The sequence below is a fragment of the Microbacterium sp. OR16 genome, from assembly GCF_047306725.1.
In the GTDB taxonomy this organism is placed as follows: domain Bacteria; phylum Actinomycetota; class Actinomycetes; order Actinomycetales; family Microbacteriaceae; genus Microbacterium.
Map to the genome: position 1 here is coordinate 532,110 of NZ_JAZEXK010000002.1, position 19,302 is coordinate 551,411.

Here is a 19,302-nt window from a genome sequence, read left to right on the forward strand (position 1 = left end):
AGGACTCAGTACGGCATTGCATGGACAGGCCTTTCTGTTCGTGCGGGGGGAGGGGTCTGGTCAGGGCGCGGCGCCCGAGAGCACCTGCAGGTGGCGCTCGGCGACGCGCAGCACCTCGGCTGCGGTGGTCGCGTCGGGGCGCCGGCTCACCTTGAGTCCCAGCGACGGCGCGTCACCGGCCGCGCGCACGGCGGCGTGCAGGCGGTCGTCGGTGAGCAGCGATTCGGCGTCGGAGTCGAGGGATGCGAAGGGGTGGTGGGCGTCGATCCACGGCCCGCTGTACGGGCCCTCCCGGTCGGACGCTCCGGAGAGCACGAGCGCATCGAGGAGTCCGCTGTTTGCAGCGGCCGCGATCTGCTCGGCGACGGCATCCGGGTCACGCAGCTCGATCGCCGAACGGCCCCAGTTCATCCAGAGTCCGACGTCGGCGCCGGATGCCCGGATCGCCTCGATCTCGCCGTGCAGCGGCAGGAAGCCCTTCTCTGGGGTCTGACCCGGCACGTGCGCATCGCAGTGCTCGATCACCAGGCGGGCACCCGACCAGTCGAGCTCGCCCAGCTCGGCGAGCGAGCGCGCCAGCGCGTCGGCATCCGCCTCACCGCGCGGCGCGGTGTGCAGCTCGACAACGGCGACGTGCGCGGCGCTGTGCTCGCCGATCTCGGCCGCATCCGCGGCCACACGGCGCAGATCGGCGATGGCCGCCCGCCGGCCGTCGGCGTCGGTGGAGGCGATGCCGTATCCGGGGGTCGCCAGGCGGCGCATGACGAACGGCAGCGGCGTGAGGGCGAGCGCGACGGCGGGCGCATTCGCGAGGAACCATGCGGAGTCGTGCGGATGGATGCCGTCGATCCATGGCACCTCGAGCGCCGCGACGCCCGGCAGCTCGGTGAGCCCGCACAGCACCTCGTGCTCGACGGCGGGGTCCCAGTTCGCGAAGGCGGGCGACAGCGGATACGCGCTGACGACGACGGGGCGGGTCATCAGCGCGCCGTGCGCGATGCGTCGTCGACCGCGCCGGCGAACCACGAGGTGATCGTCGCGGGATGGGTGATCGCCGTGCCCACGCACACGGCGAAGGCTCCGGCGGCGATGGCCGCGGCGGCTTGCGCGGGCGTGTGCAGGCGGCCCTCGGCGATGACCGGACGCTCGCAGGCCGCCGAGATCAGCGAGATGAGCTCGAGGTCGGGGCCGTCGGTCTTCGTCCGCTCGCCGGTGTACCCCGACAGCGTCGTGCCGAGGAAGTCGGCGCCTGCGGCCTCGGCGGCGATCGCGTCGTCGAGTGAACCGCAGTCGGCCATCACCAGCACGTCGCCGTGCACGCGGAGGCCGCGGATCGTCTCGGCGAGGGTCAGCCCGTCGGGACGCGTGCGGCGGGTGCCGTCGATGGCGACGATGTCGGCACCGGCATCCATCACGGACCGCGCGTGGTCGAGGGTCGGCGTGATGAACACGTCGTCGTCGCCGTCCTTCCAGAGGCCGATGATCGGCACGTCGAGGTCGGCGACGGCGCGGATGTCGGCGATGCCCTGCACCCGGATGCCGGCGGCTCCGCCGACGATCGCGGCCTGCGCGACCTGCGCCATGGTGCGCGGGTCGCGCATCGCCTCACCAGGATAGGCCTGGCACGAGACGATCAGGCGGCCGGCGAGCCGTTCGGAGATGTCGGTGAATCGCATCGTCAGCGCGTCGCGGCCGGCAGCAGCTCCACGCCGGCGAGCACGCCGCTGACCTTGTCGACGGCGTCGGCGTCGAGGGGGGTCACGGTGTGCGCCATGGTGGCGTGCTCGATGAGTCCGCGGGCCTTCATCGCGGCCTTGAAGGCGCCGACTCCGGTCGCGTCGCCCGAGAGCCCGGTCGGCTGGAAGACGATGTCGAACATGCGGTTGATGCGCTCCTGCTCGCTGCGCGCCGTGTCCCAGTCACCGCGGCGGGCGGCGTCGAACAGACGCACGTACCCCTCGGCCTCGACATTCGCAGCTCCCGGCACCACGCCGTCGGCGCCGGCCAGCAGCATGGCATCCACGACCATCTCGTGGCCGGTCAGCAGCTGCAGCGGGCGGCCTGCCGCCTCGTTCGCCGCGATCAGGCGGCGGAAGCCCACGTCGTCACCGGACGAGTCCTTGACGCCCGCGATGACGCCCTCGGTGCCGAGCTGGATCAGCAGCTCCAGGCCGAGCTTCTTGTGCACGCGCACCGGCACGTCGTACGCCCACAGCGGCGCGTCGATCGCGGCGGCGATGGTGCGGAAGTGGTCGGCGATCTCGGCCTGCGAGTTCAGCGTGTACAGCGGCGCGGTCGTGACGATCGCGTCGGCACCGGCATCCACCAGACGGCGCGCGGTCTCGATGATCCGCGGTGCGGTGAGCTCGATCGCGCCGGCGATGATCGGCACGCGGCCGGCGTTCGCCGTCGCGATGGTCTCGAGGATCGCCACGCGCTGGTCGTCGGTGAAGTACGCCGTCTCACCGGTCGAGCCCAGCGCGAACAGGCCGGCGACGCCGGCGTCGACGAGGTACTCGACGAGGCGGGTGAGCGAGGCGTGGTCGACCGTGTGGTCGGGCAGCAGCGGCGTGGCGACAGGGGGGACGATGCCTGCGAAGGCGGGGGATGCAGAGGACATGAGTGTTCCGGTTCGTTCGTTCGTCAGTGGGATGCCGGCTCGAGCAGCGATGGCGCGGCGCCGAGCAGTGTGCGGGTGTAGTCGTCGGAGGGGTTGTCGAAGATGCTCTTCGCGTCGCCGAACTCGACGATCCGGCCGCGGTTCATCACGGCGATCTCGTCGGAGAGGTAGCGCACGGTCTGGATGTCGTGCGAGATGAAGACCATGCCCAGCCCGAGCTGATCCTTGAGGTCGGTGAGCAGGTTGAGGATCTGCGCGCGCACCGACACGTCGAGCGCCGAGGTCGGCTCGTCGGCGATGATGACCTGCGGGTCGAGCACGAGAGCGCGCGCGATCGCGACGCGCTGCCGCTGGCCGCCGGAGAGCTGGCCGGGGAGTGCCTCGAGAGCGGATGCCGGAAGACCGACCAGTCCGAGCAGATCGCGCACCTTGCGCTGACGCGAGGCGGGATCGCCCAGACCGTGCACCTGCAGCGGATCGAGCAGCGCGTCGCGCACGGTCATGCGGGCGTTCAGCGCGGTCGCCGGATCTTGGAAGACCACCGACAGGATGCGGCCCAGCCGCTTGCGCACCGCGGGGGTGAACGAGCGCACCGGCTCTCCGGCGAACACGACCTGGCCGCTCGTGGGCTTCTCGAGCCCGATCAGCACCTTGGCCGAGGTCGACTTGCCCGAGCCCGACTCGCCGACGATGCCCAGCGTCTGACCGCGCTTGACGGTGAGCGAGACGCCGGCCAGCGCGTCGACGTAGTTCGGCTTGAACAGCGACGAGGTGCGCGTGCGGTAGCGGACGTGCACGTCCTTCAGCTCGATGACGGGTTCGCTCATCGCCCTGCTCCGATCGGCTCGACGGGCGCATCGTCGGGATGCGCGGAGTAGAAGTGCTCGGTGCCGGGTATCTGCCTGCGAACCGGGGTGACCCCGGCGTAGCGCGCGGGATCCGACGAGCGCGGCGCGAAGCGGTCTCCGCGCGGGAAGTCGCGCGGGGAGGGCACGACGCCCGACACCTGGTGCAGCCGGTCGGAGCCGGCCTCGATCGAGAGCACCGCGCCCAGCAGGCCCTGGGTGTACTCGTGCACCGGCTGGGTGAGCACCTCGCGCGTGGTGCCCTGCTCGACCACCTGACCGGCGTACATGACGGTGATGCGGTGGGTCAGCTCGGCGACGAGAGCCAGGTCGTGCGAGACGAAGATCATCGCGAAACCCAGCTCGCGCTGCAGCCGCATGAGCAGCTCGACCACCTGCGCCTGCACTGTCACGTCGAGGGCGGTCGTGGGCTCGTCGGCGATCACCAGACGCGGGTCGCGGGTGAGTGCCATCGCGATCAGCACGCGCTGGCGCTGGCCGCCCGAGAGCTCGTGCGGGTACGAGGCGAGGGTGCGCTTCGGGTCGAGACCGACGAGCTCGAGCAGCTCCTCGGCCGTGCGGGTGCCGCCGCGGCGCGTCAGCTGCTTCATCTGCGAGCGGATCAGCATGGCGGGGTTGAGCGAGCTCAGCGCGTCCTGGTAGATCATCGCGATGTCGTGTCCGCGCAGCGCGTTGCGCTGAGCGGGCGCCATCTGCAGCAGATCCTGCCCGTCGAACATGATGCGTCCGCGCACGTTCGCCTTCGGGTCGAGCAGGCCCATGATCGCCAGAGAGGTGATCGACTTGCCGCATCCGGATTCGCCGACCAGCGACATGGTCTCGCCGGGGCGCACCGTGAAGCTGACGTGATCGACGACGTCGACGTCGCCGTGCCGCGGGAACGAGATGCACAGGTCCTGCACCTCGAGCAGCGGGGCGTCGTCACCGGTGTAGACCAGCCGGTCGGTGCGGGCGAGCTCTCGGGTGCGCAGCTCGGCGAGGCGCTCGCCGAGCGGAACCGCGGCCGCCTGCGGGGCGCGCAGCTCGGGCACGCCGCTGGGCACCGACAGATTCACCGAGGTGTCGACGGTGGGCACCACATGAGTGTCGTCGAAGCCGGCGCGCTCGAGGTCGCTGGTCGACTCCTCGGTGCCCGCGGCGTCGGCGGTGATCTTGCGGGCGCGCGGCGAGACCATCGCGTCGGTGAGCCCCTCGGAGAGGATGTTCAGGCACAGCACCGTGATCATGATCAGGATGCCGGGGAAGAAGGTCGCCCACCATGCGCCGGACATCAGCAGGTTGCGTCCGGCTGCGATGACGTTGCCCCAGCTGGGCTCGGGGTCGGGGACGCCGGCCTGCAGGAACGACAGCGAGGCCTCGAAGACGATCGCGTCGGCGACGAGGACGGTGGCGAAGACGAGCACGGGCGCCATGGCGTTGCGGGCGACGTGCTTGATGATGATGCGCGGGGTGCGTGCGCCCATCACGCGCACCGACGAGACGTAGTCCTCGCCGTACTGGTCGAGCACGTTGGCCCGCACGATGCGGGTCAGCTGCGGCACGTACAGGAACGCGATGGTGAGCACGAGCACGGGCAGCGACTTGCCGAACACCGCCACGAACACGGCGGCCAGGGCGATGCCGGGGAACGACATGATGACGTCCATCACGCGCATCAGGGTCTCGGAGAGCCACTTGGGCGCCGTCGCGGCGATCGTGCCCAGCACGCAGGCGACGGCCAGGGCCACGAGCGTCGCACCGATGCCGATCACCAGCGAGTAGCGGGCGCCGTAGACGAGACGCGAGAAGATGTCGCGGCCCTGCCGGTCGGTGCCGAAGAGGTGCTCGCCGCTGGGCGCCTGCACCGGGGTGCCCGAGGCGAGCGGGTCGAACGCCGTCACGAGCGGCGCGAGCACGGCGGCCAGCGCGATGATCGCCAGGATGGCGATGCAGATGAGGGAGCCGACCGACAGTCCGCCGAAGCGCAGGCCGGGAACGGAGAGTCGTTCAGTGAGTTTGCGTCGCATGGGTCACACCGCCCGGATTCGGGGATTGATGAGCACGTACAGGAGGTCGACGATGATGTTGATCACGACGAAGGCGAGGGCGACGGCGAGCGTCACGCCCTGCACGAGGTTGGGCTCGTTGTTGGTCACGCCGTTGAGGATGAGCGTGCCCATGCCCGGGATGGCGAAGATGATCTCGATCACGACCGCGCCACCGAGCAGATAACCGATGCGCAGGCCGAGCACGGTGACGGGGGTGATCAGGGCGTTCCGCAGAACGTTGCGTCCGACGACCACCACGCGGGGGATGCCGGCGCCGAGCGCGGTGCGCACGTAGTCCTTGTCGAGCTCCTCGACCATCGAGGTGCGCACGACCCGCGACAGCTGTCCGATCACCGGCACGGCGAGGGCGACGGCGGGGAGGGTCATGCGGGCCAGCCAGGCCGAGGGGTCGGTCCAGAAGTCGGGTAGCGGACCGGATGCCGGAAGCGCGCCGAGCCCGAGGGTGAAGACCTGGATGAGCAGGATCGCCAGCCAGAAGGAGGGCGTCGAGAGCGCCGCCACTCCGAAGAAGCGGATCACCTGGTCGGGCCAGCGGTCGCGGTACACGGCGGCGATGACGCCGATCGCGAAGGCGAGCACGACGGCGATGATGAGGCCGAAGAAGGTCAGCGAGAGGGTGACGGGGAAGGCGCGGGACACCTCGTCGATGACGGGGAGGCTGCGCGCGGAGTAGGTGCCGAGGTCGCCGCGGAACAGCCCGGCGAGGAAGCCGAAGTAGCGCGCGAGCAGCGGCAGGTTGAGCCCGTTCTTCTCACGGTAGGCCTCGAGGGCTTCGGGCGAGGCGGTCTCGCCGAGCGCGACCCTGGCCTGGTCGATGGGCGAGAAGGACATCACGAAGAACACGAGGAACGTGATGCCCAGGATCATCACGGGCAGCTGCAGAAGCCTGCGGCCGATGAGACTGAGCGTGCTGGACACGGGGGCCTTCTTGTTCGAGGAGGATCTCCGGGCGGCGCGGCGTGCGCGCCGCCCGGAGGGGGATCACTTGGCAGCGACTCCGACGTCGAGGAACGACAGGCCGGTGGTCGGGACGGGCTTGAAGCCGACCAGCTCCTGGTCGCTCCACGCGGTGGGCAGCTTGCGGTGGAACAGCGGGTAGAGCACCGCCTGCTCGGAGAGCAGGTCGAAGGCCTTGTTCCAGGTCTCCTGCTGCTCGTCGCCCTCCTGCTGGACGGCCTGGTCGAGCAGACCGGTCAGCTCGGCGTACTCGGGCGAGTCAGCCCAGGCCGTGCGGGTCTTCGACCACACGTTGTCGCCGTACCACCAGTTCATCAGCAGGTCGGGGTCGACGCCGAAGACCGAGGGGTCACCGGGGGCCACGGCGACGGTGTAGTCGCCGGAGTCGACCTTCTCGTACATGGCAGCGGACTGGCCGATCTCGAGCGTGGTCTTCACGCCCACGGCATCCAGCGACTCCTTGATCAGCGGCGCCACCTCCTTGACCCAGCCGGTGTCGGTGGTGAGGAGCGTGATCGACAGGTCGGAGGCGCCCGCCTCGGCGAGCAGCTCCTTCGCCTTCTTCGGGTCGTAGGTGTAGACCGTCGAGGCCTTGTTGTAGTTCTTGTAGTTCTCGGGCAGGAACGAGGTGGCAGCGGTGGCGTTGCCGAGCATGCCGGTCTCGATGATCTTGTCCATGTCGAGGGCGTAGTGCAGCGCCTGACGCACGCGCGGGTCGTCGAACGGCGCGGCCTTGGTGTTGAACATCATGAACAGCAGGCCGAACGACTGCACGCTCTCGACCTCGGCGGCCGACGCGAGCGAGTCGACGTCGATGTAGGGCACGTCCTCCATGGCCTGGATCGTGCCGGTCGACATGGCCGTCACGCGAGCGGACGGGTCGGCGAGCAGGTTCCAGTTCATGCCGGCGGCGAGGGCCGGGTGCGGGCCGTTGTAGTCGTCGTAGCGCTCGAAGACGATCTTGTCCTCGGGCACGGCCGAGACGAGAGAGTACGGGCCCGAGCCGACGGGCTTCGATGCGAAGGCCTCGGGGTCGGCCTCCACGACGGCCTTCGGCACGATCTTCACGACACCGAGGCGGTCGTTGATCAGCGAGAACGGGTAGTCCGTGGTGATCTGCACGGTGTCCTCGTCGACGGCGGTGACCGTGTCGATGAAGTCGACGAACGACAGGAACAGGGAGTTGTTCGCCGGGTCGAGCACGCGCTGGTAGCTGAAGACGACATCGTCGGAGGTGACCGGGTCGCCGTTCTGGAACGTCGCGCCTTCGCGGATGTCGATCTCGTAGGTGGTGTCGTCGACCTTCTTCGGGAGGTCGGCGGCGAGGGCGGGAGCCGGCTCCTGCGTGACGGGGTCGAGGTCGACCAGGCCCTCGAAGATGTGCCAGTTGGCCGAGACGGTGACGGCGCCGGAGGCGACCATCGGGTCGAAGCTGCCGCTCAGCGAGTACGAGATGCCCGCCTCGATGATCGCGTCGGGATCGACCTCGCCCGGCTTGCTCGCCGAGTCGTTCTTGTCGGTGGCTGCGGCGCCGCAGCCGGAGAGCGCGACGGCGACGGCGATCGAGCCGGCCAGGGCCGCCGCGAATCGGGTCCCGCGCCTGCGAGGGATGTATTGCGTCATGTGATGCTCCAGTTTTCGGGAGGGACGACATCGTCGAGGACATCAGATGTCTGATGTACTATAGACACAGATGGGCCGCATTCACAACAGAGGGTGCGCGCTCACGGCAATGAGATGATCGACGCGATGTGAGAGGAAGTGCGAGTTGAACCCGACCCGATCACGCGCGTCCCGTATGCGCCGCGCCACGACGGCGGATCAGATCAAGCAGCTCATCCTCACCCGCAGCCTGCGGCCCGGTGACCCGCTGCCGACCGAGTCCGAGCTGTGCGAGACGCTCGACGTCTCCCGCTCGTCGGTGCGCGAGGCGATCCGCACCCTGTCGACGCTCGACATCGTCGACGTGCGCCACGGCCACGGCACCTTCGTGGGCGAGATGTCGCTCGACCCGATGGTCGAGGCCCTGGTCTTCCGCGGCGTGCTCTCGCCCGAGGGGTCGCTGCAGGCGCTGCGCGAAGTCGTCGAGGTGCGTCTCGCTCTCGACCTCTCGATGGCCGAGCGGGTCGTCGAAGCCGGGACGGCGCAGACCGAACATCCGGCACTCACCGATCTGGTCGACGAGATGGTCGACAAGGCCGGACGCGGCGAGAACTTCCTCGAAGCCGACCGCGCCTTCCACACGCAGCTGTTCGCGCGCACCGGCAACCACCTGGTGGGCCAGCTCGTCGGCGCGTTCTGGGACGTGCACACGGCTGTGCTGCCGCAGCTGCAGATCGCTCCCCCGGCCGACATCCAGAGCACCGCGAAGGCGCACGGTGACATGCTCGACGCGGTGCGCGCCGGAGACGTCGAGGCGTACCGCCGAGCCGTCATCGAGCACTACGCGCCCCTGCAGCGCGTGCTCGCCCAGTCGTCCTGACCCGCACCCCGCTGCGGGCGGGCGACGGCCGCGCGATGCGCGATGCGCGATGCGCGATGCGCGATGCGATGCGGTGCGTTTCGGGGGCCGACACTCCAGATGTCGGACACATCCCGCGAGAACGTCCGGCATCTGGCGTGTCGGCCCCCAGAACGTAACGGCGCACGGGCCGCCGAGCCGTCACGGCCGCCCGGGTCACCAGGGGCTGGGCCGGTAGTCCTTCAAGAACACGCCCTGCAGGTCGACGCCGGCCTCTCCCTGCACGATCGGGTCGTACACGCGCGCGGCTCCGTCGACGAGGTCGAGCGGGGCGTGGAAGCCCTCTTCCGCCAGGCGCACCTTCGTGAAGTGCGGGCGCTCGTCGGTGATCCAGCCGGTGTCGACGGCGGTCATCAGGATGCCGTCGGTCTCGAGCATCTCGCCGGCACTCGTGCGGGTCAGCATGTTCAGCGCGGCCTTGGCCATGTTGGTGTGCGGATGCCCCGGACCCTTGTACCTGCGCGAGAACTGCCCCTCCATCGCCGAGACGTTGACGATGTACTTGCGCCGCGCGGTCGACGCCGCCATCGACGCCCGCAGCCGGCTGATCAGCAGGAAGGGCGCCGTGGTGTTGCACAGCTGCACCTCGAGCATCTCGAGCGGGTCGACCTGCTCGACCGACTGCACCCAGCTGTTCACGCGGTTCACGTCGGGCACCAGCCCGCCCGCGTCGATCGCCGTGCCGTCGGCGTGCTTGACGAGCGACGACGAGCCTGGCGCCATGGCAAGGCGTGCGAGGTCTTCCGCGGTGAGCGCCTGCCCGCCCTGCTCGGCGACCGTGCCGCCGAGGGCGGCCACCGAGAGCAGCGGATGCGCGTCGACCGACGCCTGCAGCGCCTGCGGGTGCGGGTCGGCGGTGTGCCCGAAGGTCTCCATCTCGGGCAGCGGCCCGTCGGGGAGCGGCTGCAGTTCGGCATCCGCCAGCAGCGAGTACGCACCCGGCGAGCGCCGCACGGTCTGCGCCGCGTTGTTGATGAGGATGTCGAGCGGCCCCTGGGCCGCGACCGAGTCGGCGAGGCCGATCACCTGCGCCGGGTCGCGCAGGTCGATGCCCACGACGCGCAACCGGTGCAGCCAGTCCGACGCGTCGGGCAGCGACGAGAATCGCCGCACGGCGTCTCGCGGGAAGCGGGTCGTGATGGTCAGGTGCGCCCCGTCGCGCAGCAGGCGCAGCGCGATGTGCATGCCGATCTTCGCGCGCCCGCCGGTGAGCAGGGCGCGTCGGCCGGTGAGGTCGGTGCGGGCGTCGCGCTTGCCGTGGCTGAACAGCGCGCACTCCGGGCAGAGCTGGTGGTAGAACGCATCCACCCGGGTGTACGGCTGCTTGCAGATGTAGCAGTTGCGGGGCTTGAGCAGTTCACCGGCGCTGGGCGCGTCGGTCACCCGCGAGCTGAGGTCGAGCCCGCGGGTCTCGTCGTCGATGCGGTCGGGCGCTCCGGTCGCGGTGCGCGCGACGACGGCCTTGTCGGCCTCAGCGATGGCATCCCGGATCTCCTTGCGGCGCGCGCGCTTGACGGCCTTGAACATGTTGGCGGTGGCGCGGCGGACGGCGAGGTAGTCCGGATGCTGCTGATCGACCTCATCGAGCGATGCGAGCACCCGAAGGGTGGTGGCGAGGTCGTCGGGGTCGATGCCGGAGGCAGGCAGCGAGGGGGCATCGGTCATTGGGCCGATTCTACGCGGCCCGGCTGAGACCCCCTGGGCGTTGTCGGCACCCCGGCGTATGGTCGGCACATGAGCACCTCCGATGCTGCGTACACGACCATCCGCCAGGGCATCGTACCCGGCTATCTGCTGGCCCGGCTGGCGCGTTCCGAGCGCTATCCGCGCGCCGCCCAGGCCGCACGGCAGACGCTCATAGCGGGCCGCCCGGCCTTCCATGCGGCGCTCGAGCTGTCGATCGACGAGAACGGAGCTCTGGTCGCCGAGGTGACCTCGGCGCCGACCCGCACGATCTTCGACGCGCAGAACACAGAGACCCTGCCCGGGCTGGTCGTGCGCACCGAAGACGACGAGCCGGTGGCCGACGACACGGTCAATGAGGCGTTCGACGGGCTGGGGGCGACCTTCCAGATGCTGCTCGACGCGTTCGAGCGCGATTCGCTCGACGGTGCGGGGGCCCAGCTGCACGCCACCGTGCACTACGGCGAGGACTACGACAACGCCTTCTGGGACGGCTCGCGCATGGTGTTCGGCGACGGCGACGGCGAGGTGTTCGTGGGCTTCACCCGCTCAGTCTCGGTGATCGGCCACGAGCTGGGTCACGGGGTGATCCAGAGCACGGCCGGGCTCGTCTACCGCGACCAGTTCGGCGCGCTCAACGAATCGATCGCCGACGTGCTGGGGGCTCTGACCGAGCAGCATCTGCTCGGACAGACGGCCGATCAGGCGTCGTGGCTTGTCGGCGAGGGCATCTTCACCGACGCCGTGCAGGGCCGGGCTCTGCGCTCGATGCTCGAGCCCGGCACCGCCTATGACGACGATGAGCTGGGCAAGGACCCGCAGCCCGCGCATATGCGCGACTACGTGCAGACCGTGGAGGACAACGGTGGCGTGCACATCAACTCGGGCATCCCGAACCGGGCCTTTGCACTTGCGGCGACAGCCCTCGGCGGGCACGCGTGGGAGGGCGCAGGTCTCGCCTGGTACCGCGCTCTCACCGGCGACCTGTTGTCGACGGCGGATTTCAGCGAGTTCGCCGAGAAGACCATCACCGCGGCGGCCGGCATCGGGGCTACCGTGGAGTCAGCGGTCCGCGACGCGTGGACCGCGGTCGGAGTCATCGATGGTGCACGAGATCGAACCCCCCGCTGACGGGGCCGGAACCGGTGATGCGCAGGATCGCATCGTCGTCGCCGTGGTGCGCACCGGCGGCATCGCCGGACTCCGCCGCCGGTGGCGGGCGGAGCCGGCACCCGAGCAGACGCCGAGCTGGATCGAGCTCGTCGACCGCTGCCCGTGGGACGAGCACCTGGATCCGGATGCCCGTGGCGCCGACCGCTATGTGTGGAGCATCCATGCGCGAGTGCGCGACGAGCAGCGCGAGCAGGTCATCCCCGACACACGTCTCGAGGGCGCCTGGCGCGAGCTCGTCGATGCGGTGCGCGACGCTGACGCCCACGCCGACGAACCCACGCGGTGAGCCCGACAGCGCAGGCGGGGAGGAGAATGTAGACATGGGATTGTTCACACAGAAGCCGCAGGAGCCCAGTGCGTGGTCCGCGCTGCCCGGTGAGCCGATCGACGACACGAACCCGACCGAGCAGCTCGACGAGGCCCCCTCGCTCGACCTGCTGGATGTGGGCCTCAGCGCGCAGTACTCCACCATCGTCTTCCCCGTGAAGGCGCCTGCGCCGGAGGCGGCCGACGTCGCCGACGCGGGAGAGTGACGCCCGAATAGCGGTCAGCGCTTGCGGGCGCGTCGGGATGCGACGAACAGCACCGCGCCGCCGGCCAGCAGCGCTGCCACGGCCGCGATCCGCATGGGCAGCAGGTCTTCGGTGTAGCGCGAGGTGAACGACACAAGCGCCAGGAAGAACCCGGCTGCGAGCAGCACCGCTGATCCCAGCCAGGTGAGCAACGGCATCCGCCGCGTAGCGCCCTGCTGTCGGCCGCTGCCGGGGCTCGGCCGGTGGAACATGCGCGCGATGACGATCACGACCAGCGCGATCACGACCACGATGATCACGGTCTTCAGCGCGAATCCGGTCACTCTTCGAGGGTACCGACTGCGGGCGGTGTCTCACCGACGCCCTACGGTTGAAGGATGACGATCACCGCCGCCGCCGACGGCTCCGCTCTCGGCAATCCGGGTCCGAACGGCTGGGCCTGGTACATCGACGACGACCGCTGGGCCGCCGGTGGGTCACCGCACGGCACCAACAACCAGGGCGAGCTGCAGGCGGTGCTCGAGCTGCTGCGCGCGACCGCCGGCGTCAACGAGAAGCTCGTCATCGAGTGCGATTCGCGCTATGTCATCGACTCGGTGACGAAGTGGATGCCGGGATGGAAGCGCCGCGGCTGGCGCAAGGCCGACGGCGCTCCGGTGCTGAACCGCGACCTGCTCGAGGGCATCGACGAGGCGATGCGCGGCCGCGACGTCGAGTTCTCGTGGGTGAAGGGGCACGCCGGGCATCCGCTCAACGAAGCTGCCGACGAGCGCGCGAACGCCGCCGCGAAGGCGTATCAGCAGAAACAGGAGCCGCGTCGGGGACCCGGCTTCGCCTCCGCCGCCGATGCCGGTGCCGCTCTCGCCGGGGCGATGGCGGTGTCGGGCTCCAGCTCGGCGCGTGCCACTCCCGATGCCGCTCTGCTGTGGGCCGAGCCCGCCGATCTTCTCGACGGGCTCGACGAGTTCGACGGAGCCGCATCCGCTCCGCTCGAGCTGACCATCTCGCTGACCGGGGCCGAGCACGCCCGACTGCGCGACCGCGCCGACGCGCAGGGTGTCTCGCTCGAAGAGGCGCTGCGCCGACTGATCTGAGCTCGTGCGACCCGACAGCGGACGCTGCCTGCGTACACTCGCGGAATGGCATCCGTTCCGCAGACGATCACCCGCACCGCTCTCGGCGGGCTGCTGCTGTTCACCGGAGTGGCGCATCTCACCTTCGGCCGACGCGGGTTCCGCGTCGCCGTGCCCGACTGGGTGCCCGGCGATCCGGACACGACGGTGGTGGCGTCAGGATGGGCTGAGATCGCACTGGGCTCGGCGCTGCTGCTCGCGCGGCGGCGCCGGCGCGGCATCGGCCGCCTCATCGCGCTGTTCTTCATCGCCGTGCTGCCCGGAAACGTGTCGCAGTGGACGCATCACCGCAGCGCCCCGGGCCTAGACACCGAGATGAAGCGGTTCGGGCGCCTGTTCCTGCAGCCGGTGCTGGTGCTGCTGGCCCTGTGGTCGACCCGCGACTGACGCTCAGCTCTCGAGCGAGACGCGTGTGCGCGGCAGAGCATCCGGATGCTCCTGCTGCAGCCAGGTCATCATCTGCTCGCGGACGTCGCAGCGCAGCGTCCACAGGTCATCGGAGTCCTTGGCCGAGACCGTGCAGCGCACGGTGACGAAGCCACCCTGCGAGTCGGTGACGACCACGCCGCTGCTGCGGCGGTCCCAGGCCTCGGAGGCCGCCACGATCTCGTCGAACTTGGCGCGCACGGCATCCATCGGCACCCGCCAGTCGAGGTCGAGGTAGACGGTGCCGAGGATGGCGTCCGAGCGGCGGGTCCACGTCTCGATGACGTTGGTCGTGAAGTAGCTGCAGGGGATGACCAGGCGGCGCTCGTCCCAGAGATACACGACGATGTACGACAGGTTGATCTCGCCGATCCGGCCGAACTGCTCTTCGATGACGACGACGTCGCCCACGCGGATCGAGTCGGTGAAGGCGATCTGGATGCCGGCGATGAGGTTGCCGAAGATCGACTGCGCCGCGAGTCCCGCGATCACCGAGACGATGCCCGCCGAGGCCAGCACGCTCGTGCCCACCACTCGCAGCGCCGGGAACGAGAACAGCGCCATGCCGACCGCGATCACCGCGATGAGGACGACGGTGAGCCGCTGGATGATGAGGATCTGGGTGCGGCGGCGGCGCAGGTCGGCGCCGGTGAAGGTCGCCTTCTCGCGTGTGAGCAGGCCTTCGAACGCGAACGAGGCGACGGTGCCGAGCAGCCAGGCGCCGGCGAGAATCGTGCCGATCAGCAGCAGGTGCGAGACGCCCGGCCACCAGTCCTCCCGCGCCGGCTGAGTGACGGACGCGGCGATCCAGAGCGCGACGATGAGCACGACCACCGCCCACGGGCGGCGGGCACGACGGTAGAGGTCGCGCGTCCAGGCGGCCCTGCGTCCGACCAGCGAGGTGATGGCATGCGGGGCGAGCACGGCGGCGGTCGCGGCCGCCAGGGCGATGCCGACGGCGACGGCGGTTCCGGTCCACGAGGTCCAATCGAGCATCCCTCCACGGTAGGCGCAGTCCGGGCGCGAAGCTGTGTGCCCGGTGACCGGCCGTCGGGCCGGCCTCGGCTTCCGCACGGCGCGTACCATCGGGGCATGACGTCTCCCGCTCGCATGCTCGCCCGTATCGCCCTCGGTGGATTCCTCACCTTCGCCGGGGCCAGTCACCTCACCGTCGCGCGCAAGGAGTTCCAGGCGCAGGTGCCCGACTGGGTGCCGCTCGACCCCGACACCACGGTGGTGGCGTCGGGTGCGGTCGAGATCGGCCTCGGCACCGCGCTGCTGTTCGCCTGGCGCCGACGCCGGCTGGTCGGGGTGCTGACCGCGCTGTTCTTCCTCGCGATCTTCCCCGGCAACGTGTCGCAGTGGACGCATCACCGCGACGGGCTCGGGCTCGACACCGACATGAAGCGCTTCGCGCGACTGTTCTTCCAGCCCGTGCTCGTGTGGCTCGCGCTGTGGAGCACCCGCCGCGGCTGAGCGGACCCGTGTCGGTCAGACGGTGAGCACCGCCGACTCGAGCCGCCGGTACGAGGCCTCCATGCCGTCGGCCATGCCGGTGGCGAGGATCATGTCGCGGGTCTCCTTGTCGGGGTACTCGATGAGCACGGTGACGAGCGTCGCGCCGTCCTCCTCGTAGAGGTTCAGGTCGTTCAGCGTCTCGGGGCCGTCTGTGCCCTGCATCCGCTCGGTCGTCACCGCGCGACGCGGGGCGTCGACGAGCAGCGTCTCGCCCTCGAAGCCGAACGGCTCGCCCTCGGTGTCGCCGACGGGCGCCCACGAGTTGCGGAAGCTCTCGCCTGGCTCGTTGCCGACGACGCACTCGGTCATCTCCCATCCGTCGGGTCCGAGCATCCATCGCTTGATCAGCTCGGGTTCGGTGTACGCGCGCCAGACCAGCTCGCGCGGGCCCTCGACGAGCCGGGTGATGCGCACGTGCGTGTCGTCGAGCAGTTCGACGCGCGTGCCCTTGCCCTGGGCGTAGTCGCGCAGATCCTGCAGCACGGCGTCGAGCTGCGACATCGCCAGACGCGTGCCCTCGACGGCGCCCATCGCGACGATCTGCTCGAGCGCCTCGAGTGAGGCGAAGTGGCTGGTGTTGCGCATCCGGGTGCCCGTGGGGGTGGACTCGAAGGTGAACTCCATGCGCATCGCAGGCAGATCGTCGTTCGGGTCGCCCTGCTCGTCGGCGAAGCCGTCGAGCACCTCGAAGCGGTGCGGCTGATCGATCGCGAGGAACTCCCAGTACCCGGATGCCTTCTCGCCGCGCGGTCCGTGCATCGTGTAGGTGGCGCGCCCGCCGACCTCGTGGTTCCACGACGTGAAGGTCGCCGGCCAGCTCGGCGGGCCCCAGAACCGGCCGAGCTGCTCGGGGTCGCTGTAAGCGGCCCAGACGCGCTCGACGGGTGCGGCGAGATCGGCGATCACGGTCATCGTCAGGTTCTCGTGGTCGGTGATGATGTCGGTGACAGGCATGTCAGACTCCTTCATTGGATTCGTCCGAGCCGGCCGACGTCGGCGTCTCGGCCAGCAGGTCATCGAGCCGGGCGACGCGTGCCCGCCACAGCTCTTCGTATCGGGCGAGAAGCGCCCGCGCACGGGCGATCATCTCGGGGTTCGCGCGCACGAGCCGCTCGCGTCCCTCGGCGCGCTTGACGATGAGGCCGGCCTCTTCGAGGACGGCGACATGCTTCTGCACCGCCGCGAACGACATCTCGTAGTCGCCCGCGAGCGTGGAGACGGAGTACTCGCGCTCGATGGTCCGGCGCAGGATGTCGCGCCGGGTCGAGATCGCGAGTGCATGGAACACACGGTCGATCTCCGCTTCGCTGAGTTCTGTTCGTACAACCATTTGGTTGTACGTTATGCCCGACGGATGCCCGTGTCAAGAACTTTCTCGATCGAGCATGCGCCCACGGGGCGACACAGCCAATCTTGTCCCCAAAAAGGGGGACAAAGTCGTCGATTCTTTGTACGTTGCATTCGTACCTGAGACTCAGCTCGTCGGGGACTGGGGACCGCGCCGAGCTGAGACAGGACATCATGCCTCCGTGGTGTAGCCGCGTCGGGGAGACGGCTTGGGAAACCGTGTCCTCGAGGGCGGTAGCGACGAACGGGAGGGGGCGCGCCGCCTGATGGCAACGTCAGGCACATGCGCCCTCATCGGAATCCGAAGCGTCGAGCGCGGCAGAACTGAGAGCGGGACGAACGGGAGGGAAGCATGGTCACTCAAGCGATCCATGTCGCGGACGCGGAAGAACTGCGCTGGCTGCGTGCCGGCTGGCTGAAGCGCGTCCGCGAGCGCACGTCGACGTACTCGGTCGTCACCGCCAGCCTCTTCCTGCTGTTCGGCGTGCTCGGCATCATCAGCTGCGCCGCCGGAGGACGGCGGGCTGGCATCCGGCATCGTGAACACGAGCTACCAGGTGGGATCGGCGGTCGGCCTCGCCGTGGTCTCGGCGATCGCCGCGGCTTTCGGCGCCAGCCGGCTGGGGGATGCCGAAGCGCTCACTCAACGGTACTCGGCGGCGTTCATCGCCGCGGGGGCGCTGGCCCTGCTCGGCGCACTGCTCACGACGGTCTTCTTCCGCGGGCGTCACGCGCGCGGCGGCATCGACGGGTGACGCAGTAGTCGAAACCAGACCGCGGGGGCGGCGGGTCGTGGCCGCCGCTCCCGCTTTCGCCGGGCGCGCGACCACGCGGACGGAAATCAGCCTAGGCCGCGACGGCGACGCCCATACGCCTCGGGTCTCCGCAGGAGCGCATCTCGCCTGTCGCCGGGTCGATGGTGATGCCGTCGAAGTTCCCGGTCATCGAATTCCACGGTCCGATCTCGCGCGTCCACAGGCGATTGCGTTGCGCCCACCGCTGCACGTCAGCGAGCACGTCCGCCGAGAACCCGGACTCGAGTGTCGTACCGGGCACCCAACCGCGGGCCGGATCGTGCGGACGCGCGCCGAAACGTGGCTCGGCCACACTCTGCTCGATCGGCATGCCGAAGTCCATCAGGTTCACGAGGTTCTGAAGGACGCACGCCACCAGCGACACCGAGGGGGAGCCCGAGGCGATCACCGGCACTCCGTCGCGCAGCACCATGCTCGGAGCGAGGTAGATCGTCGCCCGCTCCCCCGGCTGCGGCATCACGCGCTGGAAGAAGGAGCCGCCGCCGGCGAGCTGGAAGCCCTCCGCGTACAGGCCGTTCACCCAGGGAGACGCCATGTGCGAGTGCGTCAGTGTGGCCACGTTGTGATCCGCGTCGACGACGGACAGGTGAATCGTCCCCGGCGTGGGCGGCGCCGCACCGAGGGGGCCGGCGAGCGTGTTCAACAGTGCGAAGCGCTGACGGCCGTACTCCTTCGACAGCAACACGTCCATGAGTCGGTCATCGTCACGGAAGCGCCGTTCCCGCGGCGCCGCGTAATAGACGGCGTTGTGCACCGCCATCAGGGCGGAGAGGGTCTCCGGCGACGAGCTGGCCGGTCCGAGCGCGGCGAGATCCAGATTCTCGAGGATGTTGAACGCCTCGACGAGCTGAAGACCTCCGTCATCCGGGGGTGCCGAGCCGATGAGCTCGAAGCCGCGATACGAGCCGCGCACCGGGTTCGCCCACTCGGGTTCGTAAGCCTCGAAGTCGGCGAGCGTGATGACACCGCCGTCTCCATCGCTCTCCGCGCAGAATGCGCGGGCGAAGTCGCCCCGGTAGTAGCTCATCCCCTCGTCGCGCAGCCTCTCCAGGGTGCGGGCGGCGCGCTCCTGCACGAGCGGCTGTCCCGGCCCGATGAGCGAACCGTCGCGGAAGAACATCTCGCGGGACTGCGGATGCCGGCCGAGGTTCTGTCGTGCGTTGTACATCTCCCCGAACAGGTAGGGAGAGACGGCGAAACCTTCCCGCGCCGCGTCGATCGCCGGAGCGAGCAGTCGGCCCACCGGCATCGTTGCGAAGCGATCGTGCGCGGCGGCGAACGCCGGCCACCAGCCGGGCACCGGCACACCGCGGGCGCGGGTGAGATCCGCGCCGCCGAAGTCCGCAAGCTCGGCCAGCGGAGCGTTGATGTTGCCGGAGAGGTACGACGCCCGCCCGCTTGCGGCCTCACGGTAGACGAGCGAGATGCCGCCGGTGAGAGAGGTCATGTGGGGCTCGGTGATCAGCTGCGTCGCCGCGACGGCCAGAGCCGCATCGAGCGCGTTCCCGCCCTCCCGCAGCACAGCGGCACCCGCCTCGACGGCGATGGGCTCGGAGCTGACCACCATGCCCCGTGTGCCGACAGCGACCGGCTTCGGACCGAACCGGCCGGGGGTCGCATACTCGCTCTTCAACGGCGTCTCCTCGTGTTCACGCTTCCGAG

At 69.8% G+C, this 19,302-nt stretch carries 20 protein-coding genes and 1 pseudogene; 8 read left to right on the plus strand and 13 right to left on the minus strand.

Annotated features, from left to right (window positions below):
* Window positions 1–60: 60 nt before the first annotated feature.
* From V2S05_RS13060 to V2S05_RS13090, 7 genes are all read right to left on the minus strand, one after another.
* Window positions 61–1,026 carry a DUF4862 family protein gene (locus V2S05_RS13060; RefSeq protein WP_413635843.1) on the minus strand — a complete coding sequence of 322 codons (966 nt, stop codon included), beginning with the start codon at window positions 1,024–1,026 and terminating at the stop codon, window positions 61–63.
* Window positions 981–1,676, minus strand: a complete 696-nt coding sequence (locus tag V2S05_RS13065; protein WP_413635845.1) for an N-acetylmannosamine-6-phosphate 2-epimerase — start codon at window positions 1,674–1,676, stop codon at window positions 981–983. Before V2S05_RS13065 ends, V2S05_RS13060 begins: the two co-directional genes overlap by 46 nt.
* 2 nt (window positions 1,677–1,678) lie before the next feature.
* Window positions 1,679–2,620 (minus strand): dihydrodipicolinate synthase family protein, encoded by a 942-nt coding sequence (locus tag V2S05_RS13070; RefSeq protein WP_413635847.1) that lies wholly within the window; start codon window positions 2,618–2,620, stop codon window positions 1,679–1,681.
* Window positions 2,621–2,643: 23 nt separating this feature from the next.
* A complete protein-coding gene (locus tag V2S05_RS13075) occupies window positions 2,644–3,447 on the minus strand; it encodes an ABC transporter ATP-binding protein (protein ID WP_413635849.1) in 804 nt (267 codons plus the stop codon).
* Window positions 3,444–5,492: a dipeptide/oligopeptide/nickel ABC transporter permease/ATP-binding protein gene (locus tag V2S05_RS13080; protein ID WP_413635851.1), complete on the minus strand. Its 2,049-nt coding sequence runs from the start codon at window positions 5,490–5,492 to the stop codon at window positions 3,444–3,446. Before V2S05_RS13080 ends, V2S05_RS13075 begins: the two co-directional genes overlap by 4 nt.
* 3 nt (window positions 5,493–5,495) lie before the next feature.
* The gene (locus tag V2S05_RS13085; protein ID WP_413635853.1) at window positions 5,496–6,452 is read right to left on the minus strand and encodes an ABC transporter permease; all 957 of its coding nucleotides are present in this window, start codon (window positions 6,450–6,452) and stop codon (window positions 5,496–5,498) included.
* Between the two features lie 63 nt (window positions 6,453–6,515).
* Window positions 6,516–8,114: an ABC transporter substrate-binding protein gene (locus V2S05_RS13090; protein WP_413635855.1), complete on the minus strand. Its 1,599-nt coding sequence runs from the start codon at window positions 8,112–8,114 to the stop codon at window positions 6,516–6,518.
* Between the two features lie 145 nt (window positions 8,115–8,259).
* Here V2S05_RS13090 and V2S05_RS13095 point away from each other — a divergent pair, with 145 nt between their 5' ends.
* Window positions 8,260–8,973, plus strand: coding sequence for a FadR/GntR family transcriptional regulator (locus tag V2S05_RS13095; protein WP_413635857.1), 714 nt, complete (start codon window positions 8,260–8,262; stop codon window positions 8,971–8,973).
* Between the two features lie 195 nt (window positions 8,974–9,168).
* On the opposite strand, the gene V2S05_RS13100 is transcribed toward V2S05_RS13095, so the two are convergent.
* Complete coding sequence (locus V2S05_RS13100; RefSeq protein ID WP_271638802.1) at window positions 9,169–10,677, minus strand: SDR family NAD(P)-dependent oxidoreductase; 1,509 nt, start codon at window positions 10,675–10,677, stop codon at window positions 9,169–9,171.
* A 69-nt stretch (window positions 10,678–10,746) separates the two neighbouring features.
* Between V2S05_RS13100 and V2S05_RS13105 the strand changes: the two genes are divergently transcribed.
* From V2S05_RS13105 to V2S05_RS13115, 3 genes are read left to right on the plus strand one after another with little or no spacing between them, the layout of a single operon-like run.
* Window positions 10,747–11,826 (plus strand): M4 family metallopeptidase, encoded by a 1,080-nt coding sequence (locus tag V2S05_RS13105; protein ID WP_413635859.1) that lies wholly within the window; start codon window positions 10,747–10,749, stop codon window positions 11,824–11,826.
* Window positions 11,798–12,154: a protealysin inhibitor emfourin gene (locus tag V2S05_RS13110; RefSeq protein WP_413635861.1), complete on the plus strand. Its 357-nt coding sequence runs from the start codon at window positions 11,798–11,800 to the stop codon at window positions 12,152–12,154. Before V2S05_RS13105 ends, V2S05_RS13110 begins: the two co-directional genes overlap by 29 nt.
* Window positions 12,155–12,188: 34 nt before the next feature.
* Window positions 12,189–12,401 (plus strand): hypothetical protein, encoded by a 213-nt coding sequence (locus tag V2S05_RS13115; RefSeq protein ID WP_413635863.1) that lies wholly within the window; start codon window positions 12,189–12,191, stop codon window positions 12,399–12,401.
* 14 nt (window positions 12,402–12,415) lie between these two features.
* On the opposite strand, the gene V2S05_RS13120 is transcribed toward V2S05_RS13115, so the two are convergent.
* Window positions 12,416–12,724 carry a hypothetical protein gene (locus V2S05_RS13120; RefSeq protein ID WP_413635865.1) on the minus strand — a complete coding sequence of 103 codons (309 nt, stop codon included), beginning with the start codon at window positions 12,722–12,724 and terminating at the stop codon, window positions 12,416–12,418.
* A 54-nt stretch (window positions 12,725–12,778) separates the two neighbouring features.
* On the opposite strand from V2S05_RS13120, the gene V2S05_RS13125 reads away from it, so the two are divergent.
* On the plus strand, window positions 12,779–13,495 hold the full coding sequence (locus tag V2S05_RS13125; RefSeq protein WP_413635867.1) for a ribonuclease H family protein: 717 nt from the start codon (window positions 12,779–12,781) through the stop codon (window positions 13,493–13,495).
* 45 nt (window positions 13,496–13,540) lie between these two features.
* Window positions 13,541–13,921, plus strand: a complete 381-nt coding sequence (locus V2S05_RS13130; protein ID WP_271638808.1) for a hypothetical protein — start codon at window positions 13,541–13,543, stop codon at window positions 13,919–13,921.
* Between the two features lie 3 nt (window positions 13,922–13,924).
* Here V2S05_RS13130 and V2S05_RS13135 read toward each other — a convergent pair whose 3' ends face one another.
* On the minus strand, window positions 13,925–14,956 hold the full coding sequence (locus tag V2S05_RS13135) for a mechanosensitive ion channel family protein (RefSeq protein ID WP_413635869.1): 1,032 nt from the start codon (window positions 14,954–14,956) through the stop codon (window positions 13,925–13,927).
* Window positions 14,957–15,052: 96 nt separating this feature from the next.
* Between V2S05_RS13135 and V2S05_RS13140 the strand changes: the two genes are divergently transcribed.
* On the plus strand, window positions 15,053–15,436 hold the full coding sequence (locus V2S05_RS13140; RefSeq protein WP_413635871.1) for a MauE/DoxX family redox-associated membrane protein: 384 nt from the start codon (window positions 15,053–15,055) through the stop codon (window positions 15,434–15,436).
* 15 nt (window positions 15,437–15,451) lie between these two features.
* Here V2S05_RS13140 and V2S05_RS13145 read toward each other — a convergent pair whose 3' ends face one another.
* Window positions 15,452–16,432, minus strand: coding sequence for an SRPBCC family protein (locus V2S05_RS13145; protein WP_413635873.1), 981 nt, complete (start codon window positions 16,430–16,432; stop codon window positions 15,452–15,454).
* 1 nt (window position 16,433) lies between these two features.
* A complete protein-coding gene (locus V2S05_RS13150; protein ID WP_413635875.1) occupies window positions 16,434–16,808 on the minus strand; it encodes an ArsR/SmtB family transcription factor in 375 nt (124 codons plus the stop codon).
* Between the two features lie 517 nt (window positions 16,809–17,325).
* Here V2S05_RS13150 and V2S05_RS13155 point away from each other — a divergent pair.
* Window positions 17,326–17,580, plus strand: a pseudogene (locus V2S05_RS13155) (MFS transporter); the annotation flags it as partial.
* 91 nt (window positions 17,581–17,671) lie between these two features.
* Here the strand turns inward: V2S05_RS13155 and V2S05_RS13160 are convergent.
* Window positions 17,672–19,273, minus strand: a complete 1,602-nt coding sequence (locus tag V2S05_RS13160) for a gamma-glutamyltransferase (RefSeq protein ID WP_413635877.1) — start codon at window positions 19,271–19,273, stop codon at window positions 17,672–17,674.
* Between the last annotated feature and the right edge of the window lie 29 nt (window positions 19,274–19,302).